Below are 20,990 nucleotides of genomic sequence, written 5' to 3'. Positions count from 1 at the left end.
ACGTATTGATAATGAAGTATAATTTACACATTACTGCGTCTAAAAGCCAAGTCTTCCGTGATTTTCTGCGTCATTGCGGGTGTCAACGGATAGATAAGCATCAAGGCGGCACCTAAAAAAGCAAATGCTGCGGGGATCCAACTCATTAATAGTTGCATGCCAGGTAATGATTGCGTAATGGTTGCTTCGTTCATGCCGTTATAGCCATAGCCTGCCAATACCACTAATACTAATGCCCCAGCGAAACCGCCGCCAGTTTTTTGCACAAACGTCCCTGCTGAATAAATTAAGCCTGTGGCGCGGCGTTTGTTTTTCCACTCAGAATAATCGGCAGCATCTCCTAACATGCTAAAAAACAGGGTAGGCATCATGGCAGCAAAAAATTCAGCTGCACAACCAAAAGTAAATATGGCAACAATGTTGTCAGCAGGCACCCAATAAAATGCTGTGGTTAATAAGCCACTTAATATTAAAGAGATGATAAATAAATTACGTTTGCCTATTAGTTCGGCAAGTTTACCAGTGGCAAGAGCGCCGAGGATAGACACCACTAATAACGCAACGAAGTATTGGCCTGCCATCAGTTCGCTGCCAACCTGATATTTAAAGTAATAAGCAATTACACCATACTTTATACCGTTGAACATCATGGTCAAAAAGCCCATGCCTAATAAAATTAACCAAGGCTTGTTGGTGAGCAAATCAACCATATCACGTTGAGTTCCGGTGAGATTTTGATGATCTTTGTTGAGTAATTTTTTTATCACAACAGTCATCATAGTCATGATAAATGCAAAAAATAGCCCACTGTAGATTTCGCGATAATAAAAGAACAAGGTAGTTGCCAATAATGGCAGAATAATAAAGGGTAAGTTTTTAGTTAAATCTTTGAGCTCTGATTTTAAATTACCACTGGTTGTTTTGTGGGGTATTACCCGCTCTTTGGTGCTAACAAAAGTGATCACCATCAAAACAATTAGTAATGCTGCAAATAAGTACATGGTTAACTGATAACCTTTGGCGTTATCGCCATCGCCAAAATAAGCAACCAGTTCAGGTAAAAAGCCCATCACTAATAAACCGCCTGCAAAGGCTCCGGCAAAGCGAAAACTCGATAGTTTCGTGCGCTCGGTATCGTCTGGACTCATTACTCCCATTAATGCAGAGTAAGGCACGTTACTCACCGTATAAGCTAACGTTAAGCCTATGTAGGTAATGTAGGCGTAAATTAACTTGTTGGTGTCATTGAAATCAGGTGTGGTGAAACACAACACCATGAACAGTCCTAAAAAAGGAGCAGACCATAAAATCCACGGTCTAAATTTACCAAACCGAGTGGTGGTTCTGTCTGCAATCATTCCCATAATGATATCGGTTACACCATCGGATAACCTAACCACCAAAAATAACATAGCTGCGGCCGCAGCCGATATGCCAAATGTGTCAGTGTAAAATACTGCTAGGTAGGCAAGTGCACCTCGCCAAACCAAGTTGGCTCCGGCATCACCCATCGCATAACCGATTTTTTCGTATAAAGGAATTTTGTTCACTGTGTGTTTCTTATTGTTGTTTTTAAAGGAGCACTAGCTAAGTTTACCGGCTAGTAATTAAACTACTATACGCAAGGCCACTGGCTTTTACAGTACGTTGTTGAGTTTGATAATCAACATAAACGATACCAAATCGCTTTGAATAGCCTTCAGCCCATTCAAAGTTATCCATTAGGCTCCATGCAAAGTAGCCATGGATCACCACACCTTGTTCAGTTGCGTTATGCAATGCGTTTAAGTGTTGCTGATAGTAAGCTATGCGATCTGAATCGTTAACTTTACCATCTATCATCTTGTCGGCCATTGCTGCGCCATTTTCAGTAATATAAATCGGTGGTAGGGTATATTTCTCATTTAACGATACTAATAATTCAGTAAGTGCTTGCGGGTAAATTTCCCAACCAATATCAGTTAATAGGCCTTGATGTGGGCGCTCGTCATAAAAATCATCAGCGCTTGCTTGGTAATGTAAACGCGTATAAAAATTAACGCCAAGGTAATCTAATGGCTGCGCAATAATTTCCATATCACCGGGGTGAATATCTGGACGCTGCTCTACTGGTAGTTGCTCAATAATATCTGGGTATTTGCCAGTCATTACAGGGCGCATATACCAATGGTTAATATAATCATCAGCAAAGGCTGTGGCTTTAAGATCTGCGTCACTTTGTGTTACCGGGTAACAGGGAGTAAAGTTGAGTACGATACCATTAAGTGTCTGTGGGCTATTTTTAGCCAGCATTTGCATCGCTAAACCATGACCTAATAATAAGTGATGGGCAGCTTTTCGGCCAAATTCCCGACCGACAATACCTGGGGCATGCACACCAATTTCATACCCTAAATAAGAGCTGCAAAAAGGTTCATTTAAGGTTGAATATGAATAAACACGATCACCAAACGCTTTGCTAATAAGATCTGTGTAGTGAGCAAATTCATAGGCGGTATTACGATTTAACCAGCCGCCTTGATCTTCTAAATACTGCGGTAGATCCCAGTGATATAAAGTGACAAATACCTTGATGTTGCGGCGTTTAAGTTCATCTAGAAGATCAGTATAAAATTTCACACCTAATGGGTTTAAACTACCATCTTGATGCATTACGCGTGGCCAAGAAATTGATAAACGATAGGCATCAACGCCCAGAGAATCTATTAACTCAATATCTTGAGGCCAACGAGTGTAGTGTTCACAGGCGATTAGACCATTTGAGTTATCGGCAATTTTATCGTCTTGAGCACAAAAGGTGTCCCAAATACATGGCAGACGATTTGCTGCACCACCTTCAATTTGAAATGAAGCAGTTGCTACGCCAAAAGTGAAGTCTTTGCTCAGTAGCGGCGAGTGTTTAGGTAAAGATAATTGTTTCATTAATAGAAAACCTCTGCTTTCTTTTTATAGTCCGTGATGCTGTTATTTTTAGCTTTTAAAGCTAATATATCTGAAAGCGCTTCCATATTTAATTTGATTAATGCCAATAGATGGTATTTAATGACTTTAAGGAAGCGCTTCCATATTTAGGTTAGTGACTATTTCTTAACAGGTCAACAGTTAAATTTTAATTTCAATGATGACAAAAAATAGTTCTACCGTTGCTTAGATGAATAAACCGCTTGGTCTCGCTTTTGTAATACAGCAGGTACTTAGAGTCTTTTAAGCAGCAATGAGTTGATAATAGATAGGTATATAAAAATGAAAACACACTTACACACAGCTAAGTTACCTACACTAAGTTTGTTAGCTGGATTAGTTACTCTGGCTGGTTGTTCAGCAAGCGAAAATAAAGATACGTCTCAAAATAATAGAGTTGTTGAACAAACGCAGCAGCAACAATTGCTAGCTATTTGGCCAAAGCTGAATAATGTGGTTCGAGCTGATCCGCAAATTGAGTCTAAGATTGCTCAGTACTTGCAGACGATGACATTAGAGCAAAAAGTTGCGCAGATGATTCAACCTGAGATCCGCGATATAACGACTGATGATATGCGTAAATATGGTTTTGGCTCGTATTTAAATGGCGGAGGCTCATTTCCGAACGCGAATAAACATGCCACACCACAAGATTGGATTGCACTTGCTGAACAGATGTATCAAGCATCGGTTGACGATTCTCTTGATGGCATCGATATTCCTACCATGTGGGGCACCGATGCTGTACATGGTCATAATAACGTGATTGGTGCAACGTTATTTCCACATAACATTGGCTTAGGCGCAGCAAATAATCCCGCTTTAATAGAAAAAATAGCCGCTGCGACGGCAATCGAAGTGATGGTTACTGGTATTGATTGGGTATTTGCGCCGACTGTTGCTGTTGTACGTGATGACCGCTGGGGTCGAACTTATGAAGGGTATTCTGAAGATCCAGAGATTGTCCGCCGGTACTCAGTTGCCATTGTTAACGGCTTGCAAGGCCATGCCGATGGTGATTTTTTAAGTAATAAGCGAGTCATTAGCACAGTTAAACACTTTTTAGGTGATGGCGGTACCGTCGATGGTGACGATCAAGGTAACAATATCGATTCAGAGCAAGCCTTGTTTGATACTCATGCTCAAGGCTACATTGGTGGTTTGTCGGCTGGTAGTCAATCTGTTATGGCGTCGTTTAATAGCTGGCATGGTAAGAAAAATCATGGCAATAAATACCTGCTTACCGATGTACTGAAAACGAAAATGGGCTTTGATGGCTTTGTTGTTGGTGATTGGAATGGCCACGGACAAGTTGTAGGTTGTAGTAACGAAAGCTGCCCACAGGCTGTAAACGCGGGGCTTGATATTTTTATGGTTCCTACGGGGGCGTGGAAACCACTTTATGAAAATACGATAGCGCAAGTGAAAGCCGGTGAAATTGCCATGAGCCGAATTGACGATGCTGTTGCGCGTATTTTAAGAGTCAAACTAAGAGCGGGTTTATTTGATAAACCGAGCCCTGCAAAACGTCAGTTCTCAGGTAAAACGCAGTTAATTGGCGCGCAAGCGCACCGCGATATTGCGCGACAAGCTGTGCGTGGATCACTGGTGTTATTAAAAAACAACAACAATACTTTGCCGATAGCGGCTAATTCACGAGTATTAATTGCCGGAGATGGCGCAGATAATATTGCTAAGCAAGCGGGGGGCTGGAGTATTACTTGGCAAGGCACCAATAACGAAAATACCGATTTCCCTGGTGCTACGTCAATCTTTGCGGGTTTAAAAGCGCAGATCACGGCCGCAGGTGGAGAGGCCATTTTAAGTCCTGATGGACACTTTACACAAAAACCTGATGTGGCGATTGTGGTGTTTGGAGAAGAACCTTATGCAGAAGGCCACGGTGACAGGGATAATCTTGAGTTTGAGCGTAATAATAAAAAGTCGTTAGCGTTATTAAAACAGCTTAAATCAAAAGGCGTGCCGGTCGTATCGGTATTCATTTCAGGTCGACCAATGTGGGTTAACGCTGAGTTAAATGCCTCTGATGCGTTTGTCGCCGCATGGCTACCGGGTACAGAAGGACAAGGTGTGGCCGATGTATTATTAACTGACGCAGGAGGTGATATTCAGCATGACTTTACTGGTAAATTGTCGTTTTCATGGCCAAAATCACCACTGCAAACCGCAGTAAATAGAGATGATGTAGATTATTCGCCACTATTTCCTTATGGCTTTGGTTTAACCTATACAGATAAAAATACCCTGGCAGATAATTTAAATGAAGACTCAGGTGTTGATATAGCTAGTTTGCCTAATATGGCTATTTTTAATGGCGTGCTGACTGATCCATGGCGATTGTTTTTAAAGTCAGCACAGCAGCAAGTTCAAGTAGCTAGCAATAGCGTTGAATTAGCTGGTATTAGTTATCGTACTGAAGATAAAAATATTCAAGAAGATGCAATGGCATTTGTATTTACAGGTATAGGCCTTACTACAGCCGAAATCAATAGTAACTTCACTGAAGATAAAGTGGCTTATATCGAAGCAAACTCAGCGCTGAGTTTTGATTACAAGATAAATAGCGAATTTGCTGCTCCATTATTTGTTGCTATGAGTTGCGAGCATGGTTGTGGTGGACGTGTTGATATCAGCGCAGAACTCAAAAAGGCTACATTAAATAGATGGCAAACATTCAGCATAGACTTAACCTGCTTTACTGAGCAAGGCGTTGATTTTTCAAGAGTGATTAGCCCATTTTCATTACAGAGCACGGGTAACGGTTCGGTTTCTGTGGCGAATATCAACTTTGTGCCAGAGGGATCAAAACAGGCAACAATTATCTGCCCAGATAGTTAACTTAGTCTTTGATTTTGTTGTGCAAAGCCCTTTAAGTGATTAAAGGGCTTTTTTTGCTCACTCAGATTACTCCGCAGAACAATATTGTTGTAAGAACGCTTTATGTGTTGGCAATTGTGCCACGCGTTGAGTAATTTGCTGTTTGATACTGATCAGAAAGTGGCTTAACTCATCATCACTCATCAGGCTTGCAATTAAATGGTATTGTTTAGGTTTGATACCTTGACCCAACATTACTTGCACCCATGAGTCGACTCTAAAAATATCGCCGTCATCTAAAAATACCCGCCCAGTTTCTTTGAATAAACTAATTTTATGAACAAGGGTATCAGGCACTTCCATATTTTTACAATGACGCCAAAATTCGCTATCAGTGCGATCAGTGACTTTATAATGCAAGACAATAAAATCACGAATATTTTCAATTTCACTTTTTAGCTGTTTGTTGTATTCGTGGATTGCTTGTTCGGTAATACCATCAAATGGAAATAGCCGGATAAAGCGAATAATGCCCGACATAATTAAATGAATACTGGTAGATTCAAGTGGTTCAACAAAGCCACTGGCAAGCCCCAGAGCAAGGCAGTTTTTATTCCAGCCTTTGCGGCGGCGGCCAGTTTTAAATTTAATTACTCTGGGTTCAGTGAGAGTTTCACCTTGAATATTACTGAGTAAAAGCTGCTTTGCATCAGTATCGTTTAAATAACGGCTACAATACACTAGACCATTACCTACGCGCTGTTGCAGAGGAATTTGCCACTGCCAGCCTGCATCATGTGCTATTGAGCGGGTATAAGGCACTATATCATCGCTAATGGCTCTAGTTTGTACTGCAATTGCGCTATCGCACGGCAGTAAGTGTGACCAATCTTCATAGCCGGTATGCAAAGCCTGTTCAATAAGTAGTCCATTAAAGCCGGTACAATCAATAAAAAAATCACCATTTATGATACTTTCATCTGCAAGAGTTAGGCTGTTTATGAAGCCCGAAGTGGCGCATTTATTAACGTGGATTATTTTTCCCTCTAGACGTTTAACCCCTAGTTGTTCTGAAAATTCACGTAGGAATAATGCATAACGACTCGCATCCATATGAAATGCATAATTAATTGGATTTTGCTGATTAAAAGCACACTTACCTTGTTTAGCTGCTTGCAGTTCATAACAGTAATCACCAAACTCGGATTCAAGTCCTAATGTTAAGCTGTGTAGCCAAAAATGATGAAATTCACCTGCCCAGCATTCTTTGCCCGTCATGCCAAATGAGTGAATATAATCGGTGTTTTTTTCGCCCCAGTTTTCAAAACTGATCCCTAATTTAAAGCTTGCTTGGGTAGCTTTCATAAATGCTTGCTCATTTATGCCAAGTAATTTATGAAAAGTGCGGATCGGTGGAATAGTAGCTTCACCAACACCAACCGTAGCAATGTCGTCGGATTCGATAAGGGTGACATTGATATTTTTACCAACGAGTTTACTCAACGCAGCCGCAGCCATCCAACCAGCTGTACCACCGCCAGCGATCACCACATTTTTTATAGGTTTGTTGTGTGTCATTGTCAGGTTAAGCCTTATTGTTTAAAAGTTGATTTAATAATGCGCGATTTGTTGGTAACCCTTGTAAGTATTTGGCAATTTTTTCACGGTTTTGCTGATAAAAATACTGCCCAGCTTTAGAGTTATTAAAGGTATTTTCTGCTGTTGTATTTTGCGTGTGAAAGCCCATTCCATACAATACATATTGATAGCTGGCAGAGGGGAATACCTCTTCGTTTTCAATTAAATCAAACCTGCTTGGTGGTTGATATTGCCAAATTGCCAGCAATTCATTCAAACGAGTAGGAATGCTCGATGGTTTTTTTATATCACGCCAGTATTGACTATCATCACGTTCACTTAATATGTAGTGTAACTTTAAAAAGTCGATTACTCGCTGCCAGCGATAACTAAAGCGCTCATTAAACCGTTTAGCCAGCAAGTCCATATGAGTACGGTTTTGCGGCATTTGTTCGCTTAACATGCTGATTGAAAGCTCCACCATCGCCAGTGCTGATGCTTCAAGTGGCTCTATAAAACCTTGCGACATACCAACAGCAACACAGTTTTTTACCCAAAACTGTGTGCGGTAACCAGGAATAAAACTCAGCTTGCGAGTTTGTATTTGCTCGGCGACTTGTTCACCAACAGATAGCGCAGCATAGCTTTTTAAGGTGTTCACAGCGGTTTGTTCATCACAGTATTTATCGCTATAGGTATAACCAATACCACGACGACTCGGTAGACCAATATCCCAGATCCAACCATGTGGCTGCGCCGTTGATAAAGTGGCTGAGGCGATCTCTTGTTGATTATCGTTATAAGGGAGATGTGCAGCGATAGCGCTATTATTAAAAAGAATATGCTCTTGTGTGATAAGCGTTGCGCCATAGTGCTCACCAATCAAACGCGCCCGAGCACCGGTACAATCAATGAATAAGTCGCCGTCTATGTCACCGTGCTTTATGGTGGTGAGTGAATGAATATAATCGTCATGACTATTTTTTACTTCGATGACGTCATCAATAATATGATGCACATTGAGTTTTTTTACGCAGTGGTGTTTTAAAAATGTGGCAAACTTACCGGCATCAAGATGATAGCCGTAATTAGTGACCGCCGCGTATTCTGGTGTGTGTAACTGCTTAGGTGCAAGTGCTGCTTGGCAAACAAAACTTTGCATATTAACGGCGTCGGCATATTTTTGAGTGCTTGCATGATGTTGCCAGTAAGCGTGTAAATCGGTTTCTAAATAGCCTTCGGGAGTCATAAACGGATGATAGTAGTTTTCGCCTATATTTATGTTACGCCAGTTTATGAATTTTGAACCTTGCTTAAATGAAGCATCGCAGTGACGTATAAAATCTATTTCTTCGATACCAATTCGCTTGAGCGTATTGCGCATAGACGGCCAAGTGCCTTCGCCTACACCTGAAATAGCAATGTTTGCAGACTCTATTAAGGTAATCTTTTTTTTAGGGTGTTCAGCGGCTAATAGCCCTGCACTTAGCCAACCTGCTGCGCCACCACCTAATACCACAATGTGTTGTATTTTATTATTCATTGTGTGCTCTGTTGTTTTAATAAAATTGCTATTAACCTGCAACGCAAAAAGCCGCTAACAACTAGCGGCTTAATACTCATGGCGTTAATGAGTCAATAACCCTTGCTTAGAAGTTATAACGCATACCAATATTATAGCGTGCACCATTTTGTTCTAAATTCCATAACTGTGCTTCATACCGGCCATGTTGGCGCATATTTTGTTCAGTAATGTTAAGCCCTTCGACAAAGAACGACATTTGTTCACTGTAGTTGTAAGCAATATTAAAATCAATTTGGTAATACTCTTCTGTAAAGCCCGGCTCGTTAACGTAACGGGCAGCACTGTTTAAGAATTTATCACGCCAGTTATAGGCGATACGCGCCTGAAACTTATCGTTTTCGTACATGGCTATAAAGTTAGCTGTGTCGCTTAAGCCAACAAGGGCAAATTGTGTGACGGTTGGATCAGCGGCTACATTATAATCAATATCACCATTTACTATGGTGTAGTTAGCTTGTAAGCCAAAACCCGTGTCGCCAAAGAAGTGTTGTATAGCAAATTCATAACCATCAATTTTGGCATCTTTACTGTTGGTTGGTACTTGTGCCGTAAAGTCCATCAGTGGGTCATCACTGTTTGGTAGAACGTCGTAAGCGGCTTCAAATTCTTCATAGCTCATCGAGTCAAATGCTACACCATTTTCCATTGCAGCAACCATTTGGAATAAATTTGAATCGGTAAACGCAATACCTTGTGCCTCAAGCTCTGCTTTGGCTGCTTGTGCTCTTGGACCCGCAGATGCATCGCGTAAGCCGTAGTAGTTTTGAGTCATTGGTGATAGACCAATAAAATTATCTACTTTTTTATTAAAGTAACCAATCGACACATAACTTAGATCAGTGAAGTACAACTCAGCAGATACATCAAAATTATTCGATTCAAGTGGGACAAGGCTAGGGTTACCAGTTGCTGCTGGTGCATTAGTGGTGCCTGGAATGATCGAAGGGCCGGTAGGTACACCTACTGTTGCCGCAGAACTTAAATTGTCGTAAGTAGGGCGGGCAATAGTGGTACTGTAAGAGGCGCGAAGAGTCACATCCTCAATAACGTTAATGTTAAAATCTAAGCTAGGTAAAAAATGGTTATAGCTTGAGCTCAAGGAATAGTCATCTTTATTGGTGCCGTAACGCACATTAAAGTCGTTGTTACCTTCCCATGCAACTGCATCAGGTAAATCAATATTAGCAGTTGAGGTAATATCGGTTGTTTCGTAGCGCGCACCAATCACAAGGTTAAATACCATGCCATTGATTTCGTTACTGTAATTATATTGTACAAATGCCGCTTGAATATCTTCTTCAATAGTGCGATTTGTTGCAAACGCGCCATCAGCCGCAAAATTGAACCCGTATTGATCTGCCGCCCAGTAACCAATTTGTGAAGCACTACCGGTAAAGCCTTGATCAAATGAACCACTGGTATCGTAATCATCAAATTCTGCTAAAAAATTAGTTGGATCTAAATAGCCATCGGGTAGTTCTCCAGGGTTTTCAATGCCCCAGTTACCCATTGTATTACGTGTTAGCGATTGTAAAGAGTGACTTTCCATTGAGCGTGACTCAATACCAAAGTCGATACTGCCGTTGTCTATGAGATAACTACCGTGTAGTCGAAATTCATCAACGGTTGATTCTTGACTTGCAAAGTTTGCATCTAAAATTGAGCTACCTACATCAGCTTGATCAAGCGCTCCTGAGCAGTTTAGATTTGTGCGACTACAGTCATCGAAATCTATTACCATAGAGGGTAAGTCACGGCTAAAGTCAACTTGTTGTGCGGCCACGACATTGGCACCTAAGCCTGCATTTATCCAACTACCATAAGGCGCATCGGGTTTGCTGGTGGCTTTTGAGCTGTGGGCATCAAACGTAAAGTTCAGTTGATCACTAAAGTAGTATTGAAGGTTTAAACCGATTGAATTATTTTCGTTTACTTGATTTTGCTCTTGTAATGCTAAGCCTAAGTCGCGAGTGGATAAGTCGCGGCGTTCTTCACGGTAATAAATAGGTGTTTTAACAGCATTGTCATCAAATGTTAAATGGGTTTTATAGTTGTCCATCCAAATTGATTGCTCTGCACGGGCTTCAAATAACTCTTGCTGTGAGTAAGTATAATCAAGTGTTGCGGTAAACGAGTCAATAGGGCTGTATTGCAATGTTAATTGAGCATTAGTACGAGTTCGCTCACGATCTGCAATGGTGTAGCGCAAGTCTGATGGCATTGAATAATACTGGCCCATCGCAGGAGCATTTTCTAATACAATGTCATCTGCTGCTTGAGGGATGGTGCCATCATATTCTGTGGTGCGCCATTCGCCAACAAATGCCCCGGTTGCTGAACTATCACGCTGTTGCATACTTGCTGTGAGTGAAGCACCAAATTTAGCATCTTCATCTGTCCAGCTAAAGATCCCTGAAATTTCTGGAGTAACGTCATCGCCGACACGGTTAGTTGTATCGTGCTGTGCTTTAACACCAATATTGGCAACTAGGCCAGGGTTATCAAGTGGACGAGCGGTATTGATATTAATGGTTGCACCAATGCCACCAGATGCGATGCTTGCTTTACCTGTTTTATATACTTCCACTGATTTCACACTTTCTGAGGCAAGATTAGCAAAATCATAGGCTCGAGAGTTTGGAGCACCACCACCAGCAGGAAGAGAGGCCGCAGGCATTGTACGTCCGTTTAATGTCACCATATTATAATCTGGACCAAAACCACGCACTGTCACTTTAGAACCTTCACCATTGCTGCGGTCAATTGAAACACCGGTAATGCGTTGCAGCGATTCAGCTAAATTAGTGTCTGGAAATTTACCAATGTCTTCTGCAGAAATGGCATCAACAACCCCAGATGAGTAACGCTTAAGCTGAGTTGATTCTTTGATACTGCCTTTAAAACCGGTGACTTGAATCACTTCTAATTCACTTTGTTGTTCAACCTCGGCGGCAAACGCAGACATAGTGGTTGCGGCACCTAAAATCAAAGATAAGCTGGTGGCTAACTTTGTTTTCATTAAAATATGCTTGGACATTAGACTTCCCTCGTACTGTTATCATTATTATTTACTCACCAAAAAAATGCGGCGGTATCACTGTGTGTGGAAGCGCTTCCATAGTGGCTTGTGTTAATTTCTGTGGAAGCGCTTCCAGAAAGGCTAGTGTAATTTTTATGTTGCGTCAACTACTGTGTTTAATTTATTGCAGCTAAAATGTATTAAATTTGTTTAATTGGATGTGGTGTTTATTGTTTTATATATAATTATCAGTCAATTATTTTTATTTTATTTTTGTAACTTTATTAGGTAAATGGGTGTTCGCATGGTTTTTATGGCCATAAATATGAAAACAACTGAACTTAAACGGGAGGCTAAGTGAATAATGGAGTAGCAATTAGCGTAAGTAAAAAGTACCTTATTGTTATTATCTAATTGCGTTTTGTATATTTATAACGTATTGTTTATTATCAATTAAAATGGAATATATCGTACTTCCCGCGATTGTGTAAGAGTCGTTATGTTGTTAACTCACGTCAGAAATACCCACATAAAAGAAATCATGTCATGGTTTTTAAATGAAGAAGAAGTTCATGCATGGGCTGGGCCTAATTTTAGATACCCGTACGATTTTAATTCTTTCAAAAAGGGTTTAAAACTTGATGAAATAAACTCATCTGTATTGCTTGCTGATGATAATACGCTAATGGCTTTTGGTCAGTTTTATTTACGTATTGGCTGTTGTCATCTAGGTAGGTTAGTGGTTAACCCTGAGTATCGTGGCGGTGGCATTGTAGCAACACTAATTACCCAGCTCAGTGAACTAGGTCAATTAACTTTAGCTACGCAAACATGTTCTTTATTTGTATTAGCTCATAACAAAAGTGCGATTAAAGCGTATAAGAAACTTGGCTTTGTACTTGCTGATTACCCAGAGCCAATACCACTTGCTAATTGTTTGTATATGACAAAGACACCAGGCTAAGTTTAATCAGTGGTTATACTCAGTGGATTCAGTGTTTAAAAAATTACAATTCAGTTCGGTTACATAACACCGTTGGCAACATGGTCGGTTTGTTGATCACTAATAACCACTTGATCCCGGCCTTTTGCTTTAGCAATATATAAGCGTTTATCGGCTTGGTCTAACAGTGTTTTAATTGAAGCATTGGCATCATAACTACTGCTAATTCCCACACTTACTGATAAATTTATAGTGTTACCTTTAAAACGTAAGCTATGCCCTCTAATTGCATCACAGAGTTTTTGAGCAGTTACCTGAGCTTGATTAAGTGATTGATCTGGAAGTAATAAAGCAAACTCTTCACCACCAATTCGCGCAGCAATATCGTTATCATTTAATTGTGCCATGATATGTTGCGCTATCCATTTTATAGCGGTATCACCTGTGCTGTGACCATATTTATCATTAACACTTTTGAAGTAATCAATATCGATCATAACTACCGAAAATGATTGCTGATATGCAACACCTTGTTTGAGAAGTTTTTCACCTTGCATAAAAAAACCACGTCGATTTAACAGACCTGTTAATACATCGTGATTAACTAGACGCTGAAGGTTTTCTTCAATATTTACAAATAATAAAAACGGCAATACCAATGCTGTAGCAGTGGCTAGTATTATATGGCTTACTAAAATTGCTTGTAGCCAAAGACTATAATCAGTTGCAGAATTACTAACCAAAGGAGCTGCTAACATAAATACTTGTATATACATGATGAGAGAGTGGCTAATAAAACAGCCGGACAAGATTTTTTGTTGCATTGGTGCTACGCATTTCATCTTATAGACTAAGTATGCACCGTAAATAAAGAGTGTTGCAATAACGAGACTTGTCACCAATTGGCCTGCTGTAATCGCATAGATTGGTAGTAACACAATTGCACTGGCAATCACTAAGGTTAAAAAGTGCCGATTAGTATTTCTAGTTAGATTAGTTACTTTCTGCAAACCAATAAGAGCGAGTATAGGACTGATTATGATGCACATATCTGCCAGATAGTGCGTAATAAAAGGGCTATCAAGTACTATCCGTAGACATGCTAAGATTTGCGAGACCACAAATATCATACACGACCCGCCTAAGTATAAATAGCAGGGTTGTTTTTTATACTTATAAACGGTAAAAAAAAAGCCGCCGATCAGGACATTCAAAAGTAACGAGATGCTAATCACAGTGGGTAAATGTAGCATTATGAATCTGCCTTGTTTAATCGTGCTGCTTCAGCAACTATTGGTATAGTTATTATATATTGGTATTCACGAATAAACATAATTAGTGCGCAATTTATGATTAACGGGTGATAGGCCATCAAAGCTAAACTTGTTAGGTTCGAAAGTGGCTAAACTAATAAGTATATTACCATCAGTTATAATCCAATGAGCTAGCAGTAAAGATATCAGATTGGAATTATTTACGCGAGGTGTTGTTATCGTAAAATTGCAACACAATTAAATTACTGCTCATTAAGATCGCCGTTTTTAAAATTGGTACTAGCATATAGTAAACGAGGTTATTACGTTGCTAAGTTAATAATGATAGAGCTCTAATTTTGTTCAGTAAGATCAAATTAATCGCGCTATATTGTTAAGCGCCTGTTCCAAACTCGTCACAGGTATAAAAGGCGTTAGAGCACAGCAGGATAAGGAGTGATCATTGGCTTAGTTGTTCAGGTAAGCTTTTTACAGTAAGTAAAGTACCCGCTAAAATTGTATAAGAGTTATGACGTGTAATAATTGTTAAACGGTAGCACTACCGTAGTTTTATCCACATGGCTAAACTTATATAATTCAATCGACATTACTCATTAATTATTAGGTTACTACTTTGTCCCAATATGGTGGCGTACCATAGTATCCGTTTATAAAATCAATAAAACACCTGATTTTATGTGGTAGTAATTTTCGGTGGGCATAAACAACATATAAACCAACAGATCCCGTTGCAAATTGAGGTAAAACTTCGATCAACTTGCCACTATTAATGGCTTCACTGGCGATAAATGTAGGCTGTAATGCGATCCCTGCACCGGCGATAGCACAATCAACTAATACATCCCCATTATTACTTTGAAACTCGCTACTACGTTGCGTGTTTTTTACCCGTAACCACTGATATATTTCGTCTTTAGTATCCATTTCTGTGTAGCTATAATGCAAGTATCGGTGGTTTTTTAGATCTTCAGGTTTTTCAGGAGTACCATGTTTTTCAAGGTAGTCAGGTGAGGCACATAAAATTAATCTAATGGGCGCAACCTGCTTGGCAATCAAAGACGAACTTTTGAGTCGACCAATACGCAGTGCTACATCATAACCTTCATCAACAATGTCAACTTTGCGGTCGTTCAGTTGCAAATCAACATTAACAAAAGGGTAATGTGATTGGAACTCAGTCACTAATTTACCCATGTGTTTTAACGCGAATGACACTGGAGCACTTATTCTCAGAGTTCCGGTTGGGTGCTGCTGTAAGCCCCCTAATTGTGAATCCATTTCATCAATACTTAACAATATCTGTTGCGCATGCTGAAAATAATGTGTGCCAGCTTCAGTGAGGCTTACTTTACGGGTAGTGCGATTTAGTAACCGTACAGCAAGGCGTTCTTCTAGTTTAGAAACGTACTTACTAACCAATTGTGGTGAAAGTTGTAAGGTTGTTGCCGCATTGCTAAAACTACCTTCGATCACCACAGATACAAAGGCTCGCATTGCATCAATTCTATCCATAATTTTTCTCATATTTAAATTGATTAACAACATTTTGTTGTTAATCATTCTTTATTTGTCATCTTACTCCGCCATGACATTGATAGTAAAGTGTACTTATCCCAACAGGGTCTAATTAAAACGTAAATAAATACTTTGCTAAAGAGGAACAAATAATGAAACTAATAAACACGATACTAAAATCAGATGCAGGACTTGCCGCTTTAATACTTCGCGCGCCAATTGGTTTGATTTTAACTGCACATGGATCACAAAAATTGTTTGCTTGGTTTGGTGGTTATGGTCTGGAAGGAACAGGTCAATGGATGGCGAGTATCGGTATTACTCCAGGTTATTTAATGGCATTACTCGCAGGCAGTGCTGAATTTTTTGGCGGTTTAGCATTATTACTTGGGTTATTGACTCGTCCTGCTGCACTTATTTCAGCATTTACCATGCTAGTGGCTATTTTTTCAGTACATATAGACAATGGCTTGTTTATGGCAAATAACGGCTACGAATATGGACTGACACTGTTTGTAGTACTGATTGCGCTAACATTACAAGGTGGTGGTCGTTTTAGTATTGATAACTTTATAGCGAATAAATTAACGTCTAGGCAGTTACAGTCCAAGCATGTTTAATCACTATTATGAAATGACGTGGATTACGGATAAATCCGCGTCTTAGCTTTGCGTTAGTTTAACTATCAAGGTTTACTTGCTCATGTTAAGTGAGCTTGTTTGGAGTAACTATGAATAATGTAGACATTGCATTTATCTCTCATGGTGGCGGCCCAATGCCACTGTTAAATGAACCAAACCATACACAATTGGTTGCTTATTTAAAATCACTTGCAAGCACGCTAAAAAAACCAAGTGCCATTTTATTGATTAGCGCTCATTGGGAGGAGTCAGTAGCTACTATTACTGCCAATGCTGCACCGGGAATGATTTACGATTATTATGGTTTTCCGCCAGCTGCCTATCAAGTGCAATACTCAAGTCAGGGAGAGCCCAAGTTAGCTGAAAAAGTACAACAAGTGTTACAACATGCTGGTATTGAAGCGAAGTTAGATCATCATCGCGGTTACGATCATGGTTTGTATGTGCCTTTAACATTAATGTACCCAGCAGCCGATATACCCGCGATTCAACTATCACTAGTGAATAACTTAGATGCTGCACAGCACTTAGCAATCGGTAAAGCGTTGCAATCTTTGGATTATGAAAACTTATTAGTTATTGGCTCTGGTTTTTCGTTTCATAACATGCAGGCATTTTTCGCGCAGGATAATCAGCAGAGCCAAATCAATAACCACGAATTTGAACAGTGGCTACGATCGACCTTAAGTGATAACACCGTGCCTGAACCAAAGCGTAATTTAATGATGCAAAACTGGCATAAAGCGCCTCATGCACGTTATTGTCATCCGCGAGAAGAGCATCTATTACCACTGCATGTATGCTATGGCTTAGCTGGCAGAGCAAGTGATGAATATGAAAATGTTACTATTTTCAATAAGCAATCAAGCGCATTTGTATGGCGAAGGAAAGAGCTGGGTATTTAATATTTGAATCATTGATCTTCTGTGTAGAGTCAAATCGTGGCGGGCATTTTTTAATTTATTTATTCAGAATTGATACGACTGAGTGGACCCGAACCACTGACCTTTGGACCGGGTGATCAAGAGTAGGTAGTGCTCTAACCAGCTGAGTTGTAGTTTACTTAAGATTTATAAAGTAGGTTAGGCTGATTTTTGTTTTTACTTGAATTGGTACGACTGAGTGGATTCGAACCACCGACCCCTACCATGTCAAGGTAGTGCTCTAACCAACTGAGCTACAGTCGTACAATATATTTTAATAGGACTTTTCCTTAAATTTGGTACGACCGAGTGGATTCGAACCACCGACCCCTACCATGTCAAGGTAGTGCTCTAACCAACTGAGCTACGGTCGTATCATAAATTTAAGTTGTGCTAATTGCTTAACAACGGTCGCTAATATATAGCGTGCGCTGAAGTGAATCAAGCGAGAAACGCTTTTTTTAGTTCGTTTGCCGTTTTTTTATTCATATTGGGCTGATTTCACACGTTTTATAAAATTTTTGCCACCAAATAACGTGTGTTTTGGTGGAGTCTTTAAATGCTGTGAGTATATTACTTGGCTGCGCTGGGCTTAGTAATGCCGTTAGTTGCGGTTGTGTTGGGCTGGAGTCTTGCCATAATGCTCGATACAACGGCATTAGGCGCTCTAAAGCACCTGATAGTTGAGCCTGATAGGGTTGTAACTGCTGCAAGTAATATTTCTTGAATACGTTGCTGAGGATCTGTGCTTTGCGTTTATTTTTTAGCGGGTTGCATAGTGTGCTTAGCTCAATATTCGCTAAAAAGTTACTAGTACTATTATTTAGCTGTGTTTGTTGGCGTACTGCGCTTATTAAAGCTTGATTGAAGTTAAACTGGCGCAATTGTGCCAGTAGCGGATAGAGCGCTTGAGAGTCTATTTGTGCATATTGCTGCTGTATTATTTGCTGTTTTAAATTCACTAGGCTTTGCAGCGCAAGTTCGGTTTCTACAAGGCCGGCTAAGTTTGTATCAAGTGTATAGCCGGTTAGCTGCCATGTGCGTTTTAGTTCTGGGTCTTTATAAAGTAGCTGCTTGAACTGCTCTAATAACTGTTGTTTTTTATTATGTAATTCGTTACTTATGGCTTGATAACTTTTTGAATCAGGTTCTAGACTATCTAAGCACTGTGGTGCAAATTGAATAAATTGAATCTGGTATATTAACTGGCTAGCAGGAGAGGCGAGTTTTCCTAGTTGACTATTATGTTCAGCAATAAGGGTATTGAGTTTACAGTGTGAAAGTTGTGCCAGTTGCAATATGCTCAACTGTTGTGCATTTTTTGGTTTATTGTTGCTAACAACTGATAGCGCAACATTGGTAAGTTTTGCTGTATCAGGAGTTGGCTTATCTAACGCATTCGCGAGCCGCTGCTGATATTCTAAATACACATCAGCGGGTTTATCTGTGCATGCACAAAGTAGCAGTAAACAGCACAGTAAACTACAAAGGTAACCAAACCGTGACGTTTGGTTACCTTGTTGGTGCGATTTTTTAAGCGCTTTTAAGTGGTTCATGTTTGAATCTATTCGCGACAGTGAGCATTAATAACACTGCGGCTACACTTAAGCCGACGATGATACCTACCCAAAAACCATGCGGGCCCATTGCTGGCACTATTAAATCGGTGCGTGCTAAAACAAAACCCAGTGAAAAACCAATCAACCAGTAAGATATAAAGGTTATATACGAAATCGGTGCTGTGTGTTTTAAACCCCTTAATATACCGTTGGCAGCTACTTGTAAGGAATCAGGTAGCTGATAAATACACGCTAGAATCATGATTGACGTTGCTAAGGCAATAACACGTGCATCATCTGTATAAAGTTGACTGATCACGTTTCGGCCAAAGAAGGTGATGGCAGCAAGTAGAATGGCAATGATCATGGCTAGAATATAGCTTGTTGAAATAGCTTTTTTAAGCTGCTCAAAATGATGTTGGCCGTATAAATTGCCAATCCGAATACTGATCGCAATAGATAAACTCAGTGGCATCATAAACAGCAAGGTTGTGACACTTGCAGCAATCTGATGGCCGGCTACCGCAACCGCACCTAAGTGCGCAATAAATAAAGGAATACAGGCAAATAAAGTGACTTCAAAAAATGTAGCAAGTGAGATTGGTATGCCCACCTTAGTAATTGCCCACATGGTTGGTAATTGCGGTGCTTGAAAGTTTGCTAATAATGTTTTGGCATCTACTTTTTTACTTAATTGGCAATAAATAACTTGTGCGATGGCCATAGCAGTAAATACTAATGCTGTGGCAATCCCACAGCCTGCACCACCGAGTGCGGGCATACCAAACATACCGTGAATAAACACATAGTTGGCTGGGATATTGATGGCTAAACCAATTAAGCTGATATAAAAAGCCGGCTTTGTCATCCCCATGCCTTCGGTAATATTACGATAAACACTGAACACTAAAAATCCAATAATGCCCCATTTTACAAAATGAATATAGTCATAGGCCATATTGGCGATAGCAGGGCTGGTATCGAGTTTGAGAATAATAATATCGGCAAAATAGGCAATAGATAAACCGATAACACTCAATACACCAGCTAGGTACAAGCCTTGTTGAAAGTAATGGCTGATGCCGGTTTTATCGTTAGCGCCGGAAAATTGCGCAATTATGCCAGTCAGGGCTAATAATATGCCTTGCAGAGCCAACATGGCGGGGTTCCATACGCCGGTTGCAATTGACAATGCTGCTAAATCGGTAGGACTCACTTGTCCTGCCATGATGGTGTCGACCACTGACATTAAAACTAAGGTTACTTGTGCTAAAAAAACGGGGATTGCCAGAGAAACTAACCGTTTGGCTTCCCAACTACAAAAAGTCATATCACTTACTACGTAAACTGAAGAGGCAGATAGTGTAATCGATAAAGCACAGAATCAAAAATTATAGCGATGAGTCAATGTTATTGGTTACAGTAATAATAACGTGGATCGGGTAAACTAAAGCGTGAAATAATATGAAAGGTATCTACTTTAGGTAATAAAAGGTGAATTGATTTATGTTTACAGGAATTGTGCAAACACAAGCGACGGTGATTTCAACTAACCAGCAGCAAGGTGTGATGCGTTTAGTGCTCGCTGTAGCAAAGCAATATGTTACAAAACTTGAGTTAGGCGCCAGCGTTGCCATTAATGGTTGCTGTTTAACGGTTGTTAAAGTAGATAATATCTCTGATCAACCGCTTGCTCAGGTTCACTATGATGTAATTGACGAAACATTACAGTTAACTAATTTAGGAAAGCTTATTGCTGGCAGTACCGTTAACTATGAGCGCTCTATGACTTTTGGTACTGAGTTAGGTGGGCATATTGTATCTGGTCACATTCACTGCACCGCCCAGATTGAAAATATTATTCATACACAAGATAATTGTAAAATACAGTTATGCTTACCAAGTCAATGGCAAAAGTATGTGATGTATAAAGGTTTTGTATCAGTCAATGGCGCTAGTCTCACGGTAGGTGAAACCGATGAGCAGGGCTTTTGGCTGCATTTGATCCCAGAGACGTTAGCTATTACCAATATTGGTAAGGCTGCAATTGGTGATGCGCTAAATATCGAGGTTGATCAACAAACTTATACCATCATCAATACGGTCGAAAATTACTTACGACAGCAGGCTTCGTAGTCAAATATAAATGCTAGG

14 protein-coding genes and 2 tRNA genes are annotated in these 20,990 nt (G+C 40.0%); 5 read left to right on the top strand and 11 right to left on the bottom strand.

From position 1 onward, the window contains the following. Positions 1-23: 23 nt before the first annotated feature. Together H5203_RS01520 and H5203_RS01515 are read right to left on the bottom strand one after the other, a co-directional pair. Positions 24-1,550 carry an MFS transporter gene (locus H5203_RS01520; protein WP_182718893.1) on the bottom strand — a complete coding sequence of 509 codons (1,527 nt, stop codon included), beginning with the start codon at positions 1,548-1,550 and terminating at the stop codon, positions 24-26. Positions 1,551-1,593: 43 nt separating this feature from the next. Next, the gene (locus H5203_RS01515; protein ID WP_182819248.1) at positions 1,594-2,922 is read right to left on the bottom strand and encodes a GH1 family beta-glucosidase; all 1,329 of its coding nucleotides are present in this window, start codon (positions 2,920-2,922) and stop codon (positions 1,594-1,596) included. A gap of 321 nt (positions 2,923-3,243) precedes the next feature. On the opposite strand from H5203_RS01515, the gene H5203_RS01510 reads away from it, so the two are divergent. Further along, positions 3,244-5,820, top strand: a complete 2,577-nt coding sequence (locus H5203_RS01510; RefSeq protein ID WP_182819247.1) for an exo 1,3/1,4-beta-D-glucan glucohydrolase — start codon at positions 3,244-3,246, stop codon at positions 5,818-5,820. Positions 5,821-5,886: 66 nt separating this feature from the next. Here the strand turns inward: H5203_RS01510 and H5203_RS01505 are convergent, their stop codons facing one another. The 3 genes from H5203_RS01505 to H5203_RS01495 all read right to left on the bottom strand — a co-directional run bounded on the left by H5203_RS01505 (position 5,887) and on the right by H5203_RS01495 (position 11,999). Continuing rightward, on the bottom strand, positions 5,887-7,377 hold the full coding sequence (locus H5203_RS01505; protein ID WP_182819246.1) for a tryptophan halogenase family protein: 1,491 nt from the start codon (positions 7,375-7,377) through the stop codon (positions 5,887-5,889). Positions 7,378-7,384: 7 nt separating this feature from the next. Further along, complete coding sequence (locus tag H5203_RS01500) at positions 7,385-8,920, bottom strand: tryptophan halogenase family protein (RefSeq protein ID WP_182819245.1); 1,536 nt, start codon at positions 8,918-8,920, stop codon at positions 7,385-7,387. 106 nt (positions 8,921-9,026) lie between these two features. After that, positions 9,027-11,999, bottom strand: a complete 2,973-nt coding sequence (locus H5203_RS01495) for a TonB-dependent receptor (protein WP_182819244.1) — start codon at positions 11,997-11,999, stop codon at positions 9,027-9,029. Between the two features lie 481 nt (positions 12,000-12,480). Between H5203_RS01495 and H5203_RS01490 the strand changes: the two genes are divergently transcribed. Beyond that, positions 12,481-12,945, top strand: a complete 465-nt coding sequence (locus tag H5203_RS01490; protein WP_257325841.1) for a GNAT family N-acetyltransferase — start codon at positions 12,481-12,483, stop codon at positions 12,943-12,945. Between the two features lie 59 nt (positions 12,946-13,004). On the opposite strand, the gene H5203_RS01485 is transcribed toward H5203_RS01490, so the two are convergent. Together H5203_RS01485 and H5203_RS01480 are read right to left on the bottom strand one after the other, a co-directional pair. Next, a complete protein-coding gene (locus tag H5203_RS01485) occupies positions 13,005-14,054 on the bottom strand; it encodes a GGDEF domain-containing protein (protein WP_182734307.1) in 1,050 nt (349 codons plus the stop codon). A gap of 744 nt (positions 14,055-14,798) precedes the next feature. Next, on the bottom strand, positions 14,799-15,710 hold the full coding sequence (locus H5203_RS01480) for a LysR family transcriptional regulator (protein ID WP_145233062.1): 912 nt from the start codon (positions 15,708-15,710) through the stop codon (positions 14,799-14,801). A 155-nt stretch (positions 15,711-15,865) separates the two neighbouring features. Between H5203_RS01480 and H5203_RS01475 the strand changes: the two genes are divergently transcribed. Continuing rightward, on the top strand, positions 15,866-16,333 hold the full coding sequence (locus H5203_RS01475; protein ID WP_182819243.1) for a DoxX family protein: 468 nt from the start codon (positions 15,866-15,868) through the stop codon (positions 16,331-16,333). A gap of 110 nt (positions 16,334-16,443) precedes the next feature. Further along, positions 16,444-17,259, top strand: a complete 816-nt coding sequence (locus tag H5203_RS01470) for a class III extradiol ring-cleavage dioxygenase (RefSeq protein ID WP_257326135.1) — start codon at positions 16,444-16,446, stop codon at positions 17,257-17,259. 205 nt (positions 17,260-17,464) lie between these two features. Here the strand turns inward: H5203_RS01470 and H5203_RS01465 are convergent. The 4 genes from H5203_RS01465 to H5203_RS01450 all read right to left on the bottom strand — a co-directional run bounded on the left by H5203_RS01465 (position 17,465) and on the right by H5203_RS01450 (position 20,166). Then, positions 17,465-17,541 (bottom strand) — tRNA-Val (locus H5203_RS01465). Positions 17,542-17,574: 33 nt separating this feature from the next. Beyond that, positions 17,575-17,651 (bottom strand) — tRNA-Val (locus H5203_RS01460). 111 nt (positions 17,652-17,762) lie between these two features. Beyond that, positions 17,763-18,833 carry a DUF3080 family protein gene (locus H5203_RS01455; protein ID WP_182734306.1) on the bottom strand — a complete coding sequence of 357 codons (1,071 nt, stop codon included), beginning with the start codon at positions 18,831-18,833 and terminating at the stop codon, positions 17,763-17,765. Then, entirely contained in the window at positions 18,811-20,166 is a 1,356-nt protein-coding gene (locus H5203_RS01450) for an MATE family efflux transporter (protein WP_182731282.1), read from the bottom strand. Before H5203_RS01450 ends, H5203_RS01455 begins: the two co-directional genes overlap by 23 nt. Before the next feature lie 176 nt (positions 20,167-20,342). Between H5203_RS01450 and H5203_RS01445 the strand changes: the two genes are divergently transcribed. Then, positions 20,343-20,972: a riboflavin synthase subunit alpha gene (locus H5203_RS01445; RefSeq protein WP_145233066.1), complete on the top strand. Its 630-nt coding sequence runs from the start codon at positions 20,343-20,345 to the stop codon at positions 20,970-20,972. Positions 20,973-20,990: the final 18 nt, after the last annotated feature.

Source organism: Pseudoalteromonas sp. SG41-1 (assembly GCF_014164575.1).
GTDB classification, from domain to species: Bacteria; Pseudomonadota; Gammaproteobacteria; order Enterobacterales; family Alteromonadaceae; genus Pseudoalteromonas; species Pseudoalteromonas rhizosphaerae.
This window is presented reverse-complemented; position numbering and strand designations above follow the sequence as displayed.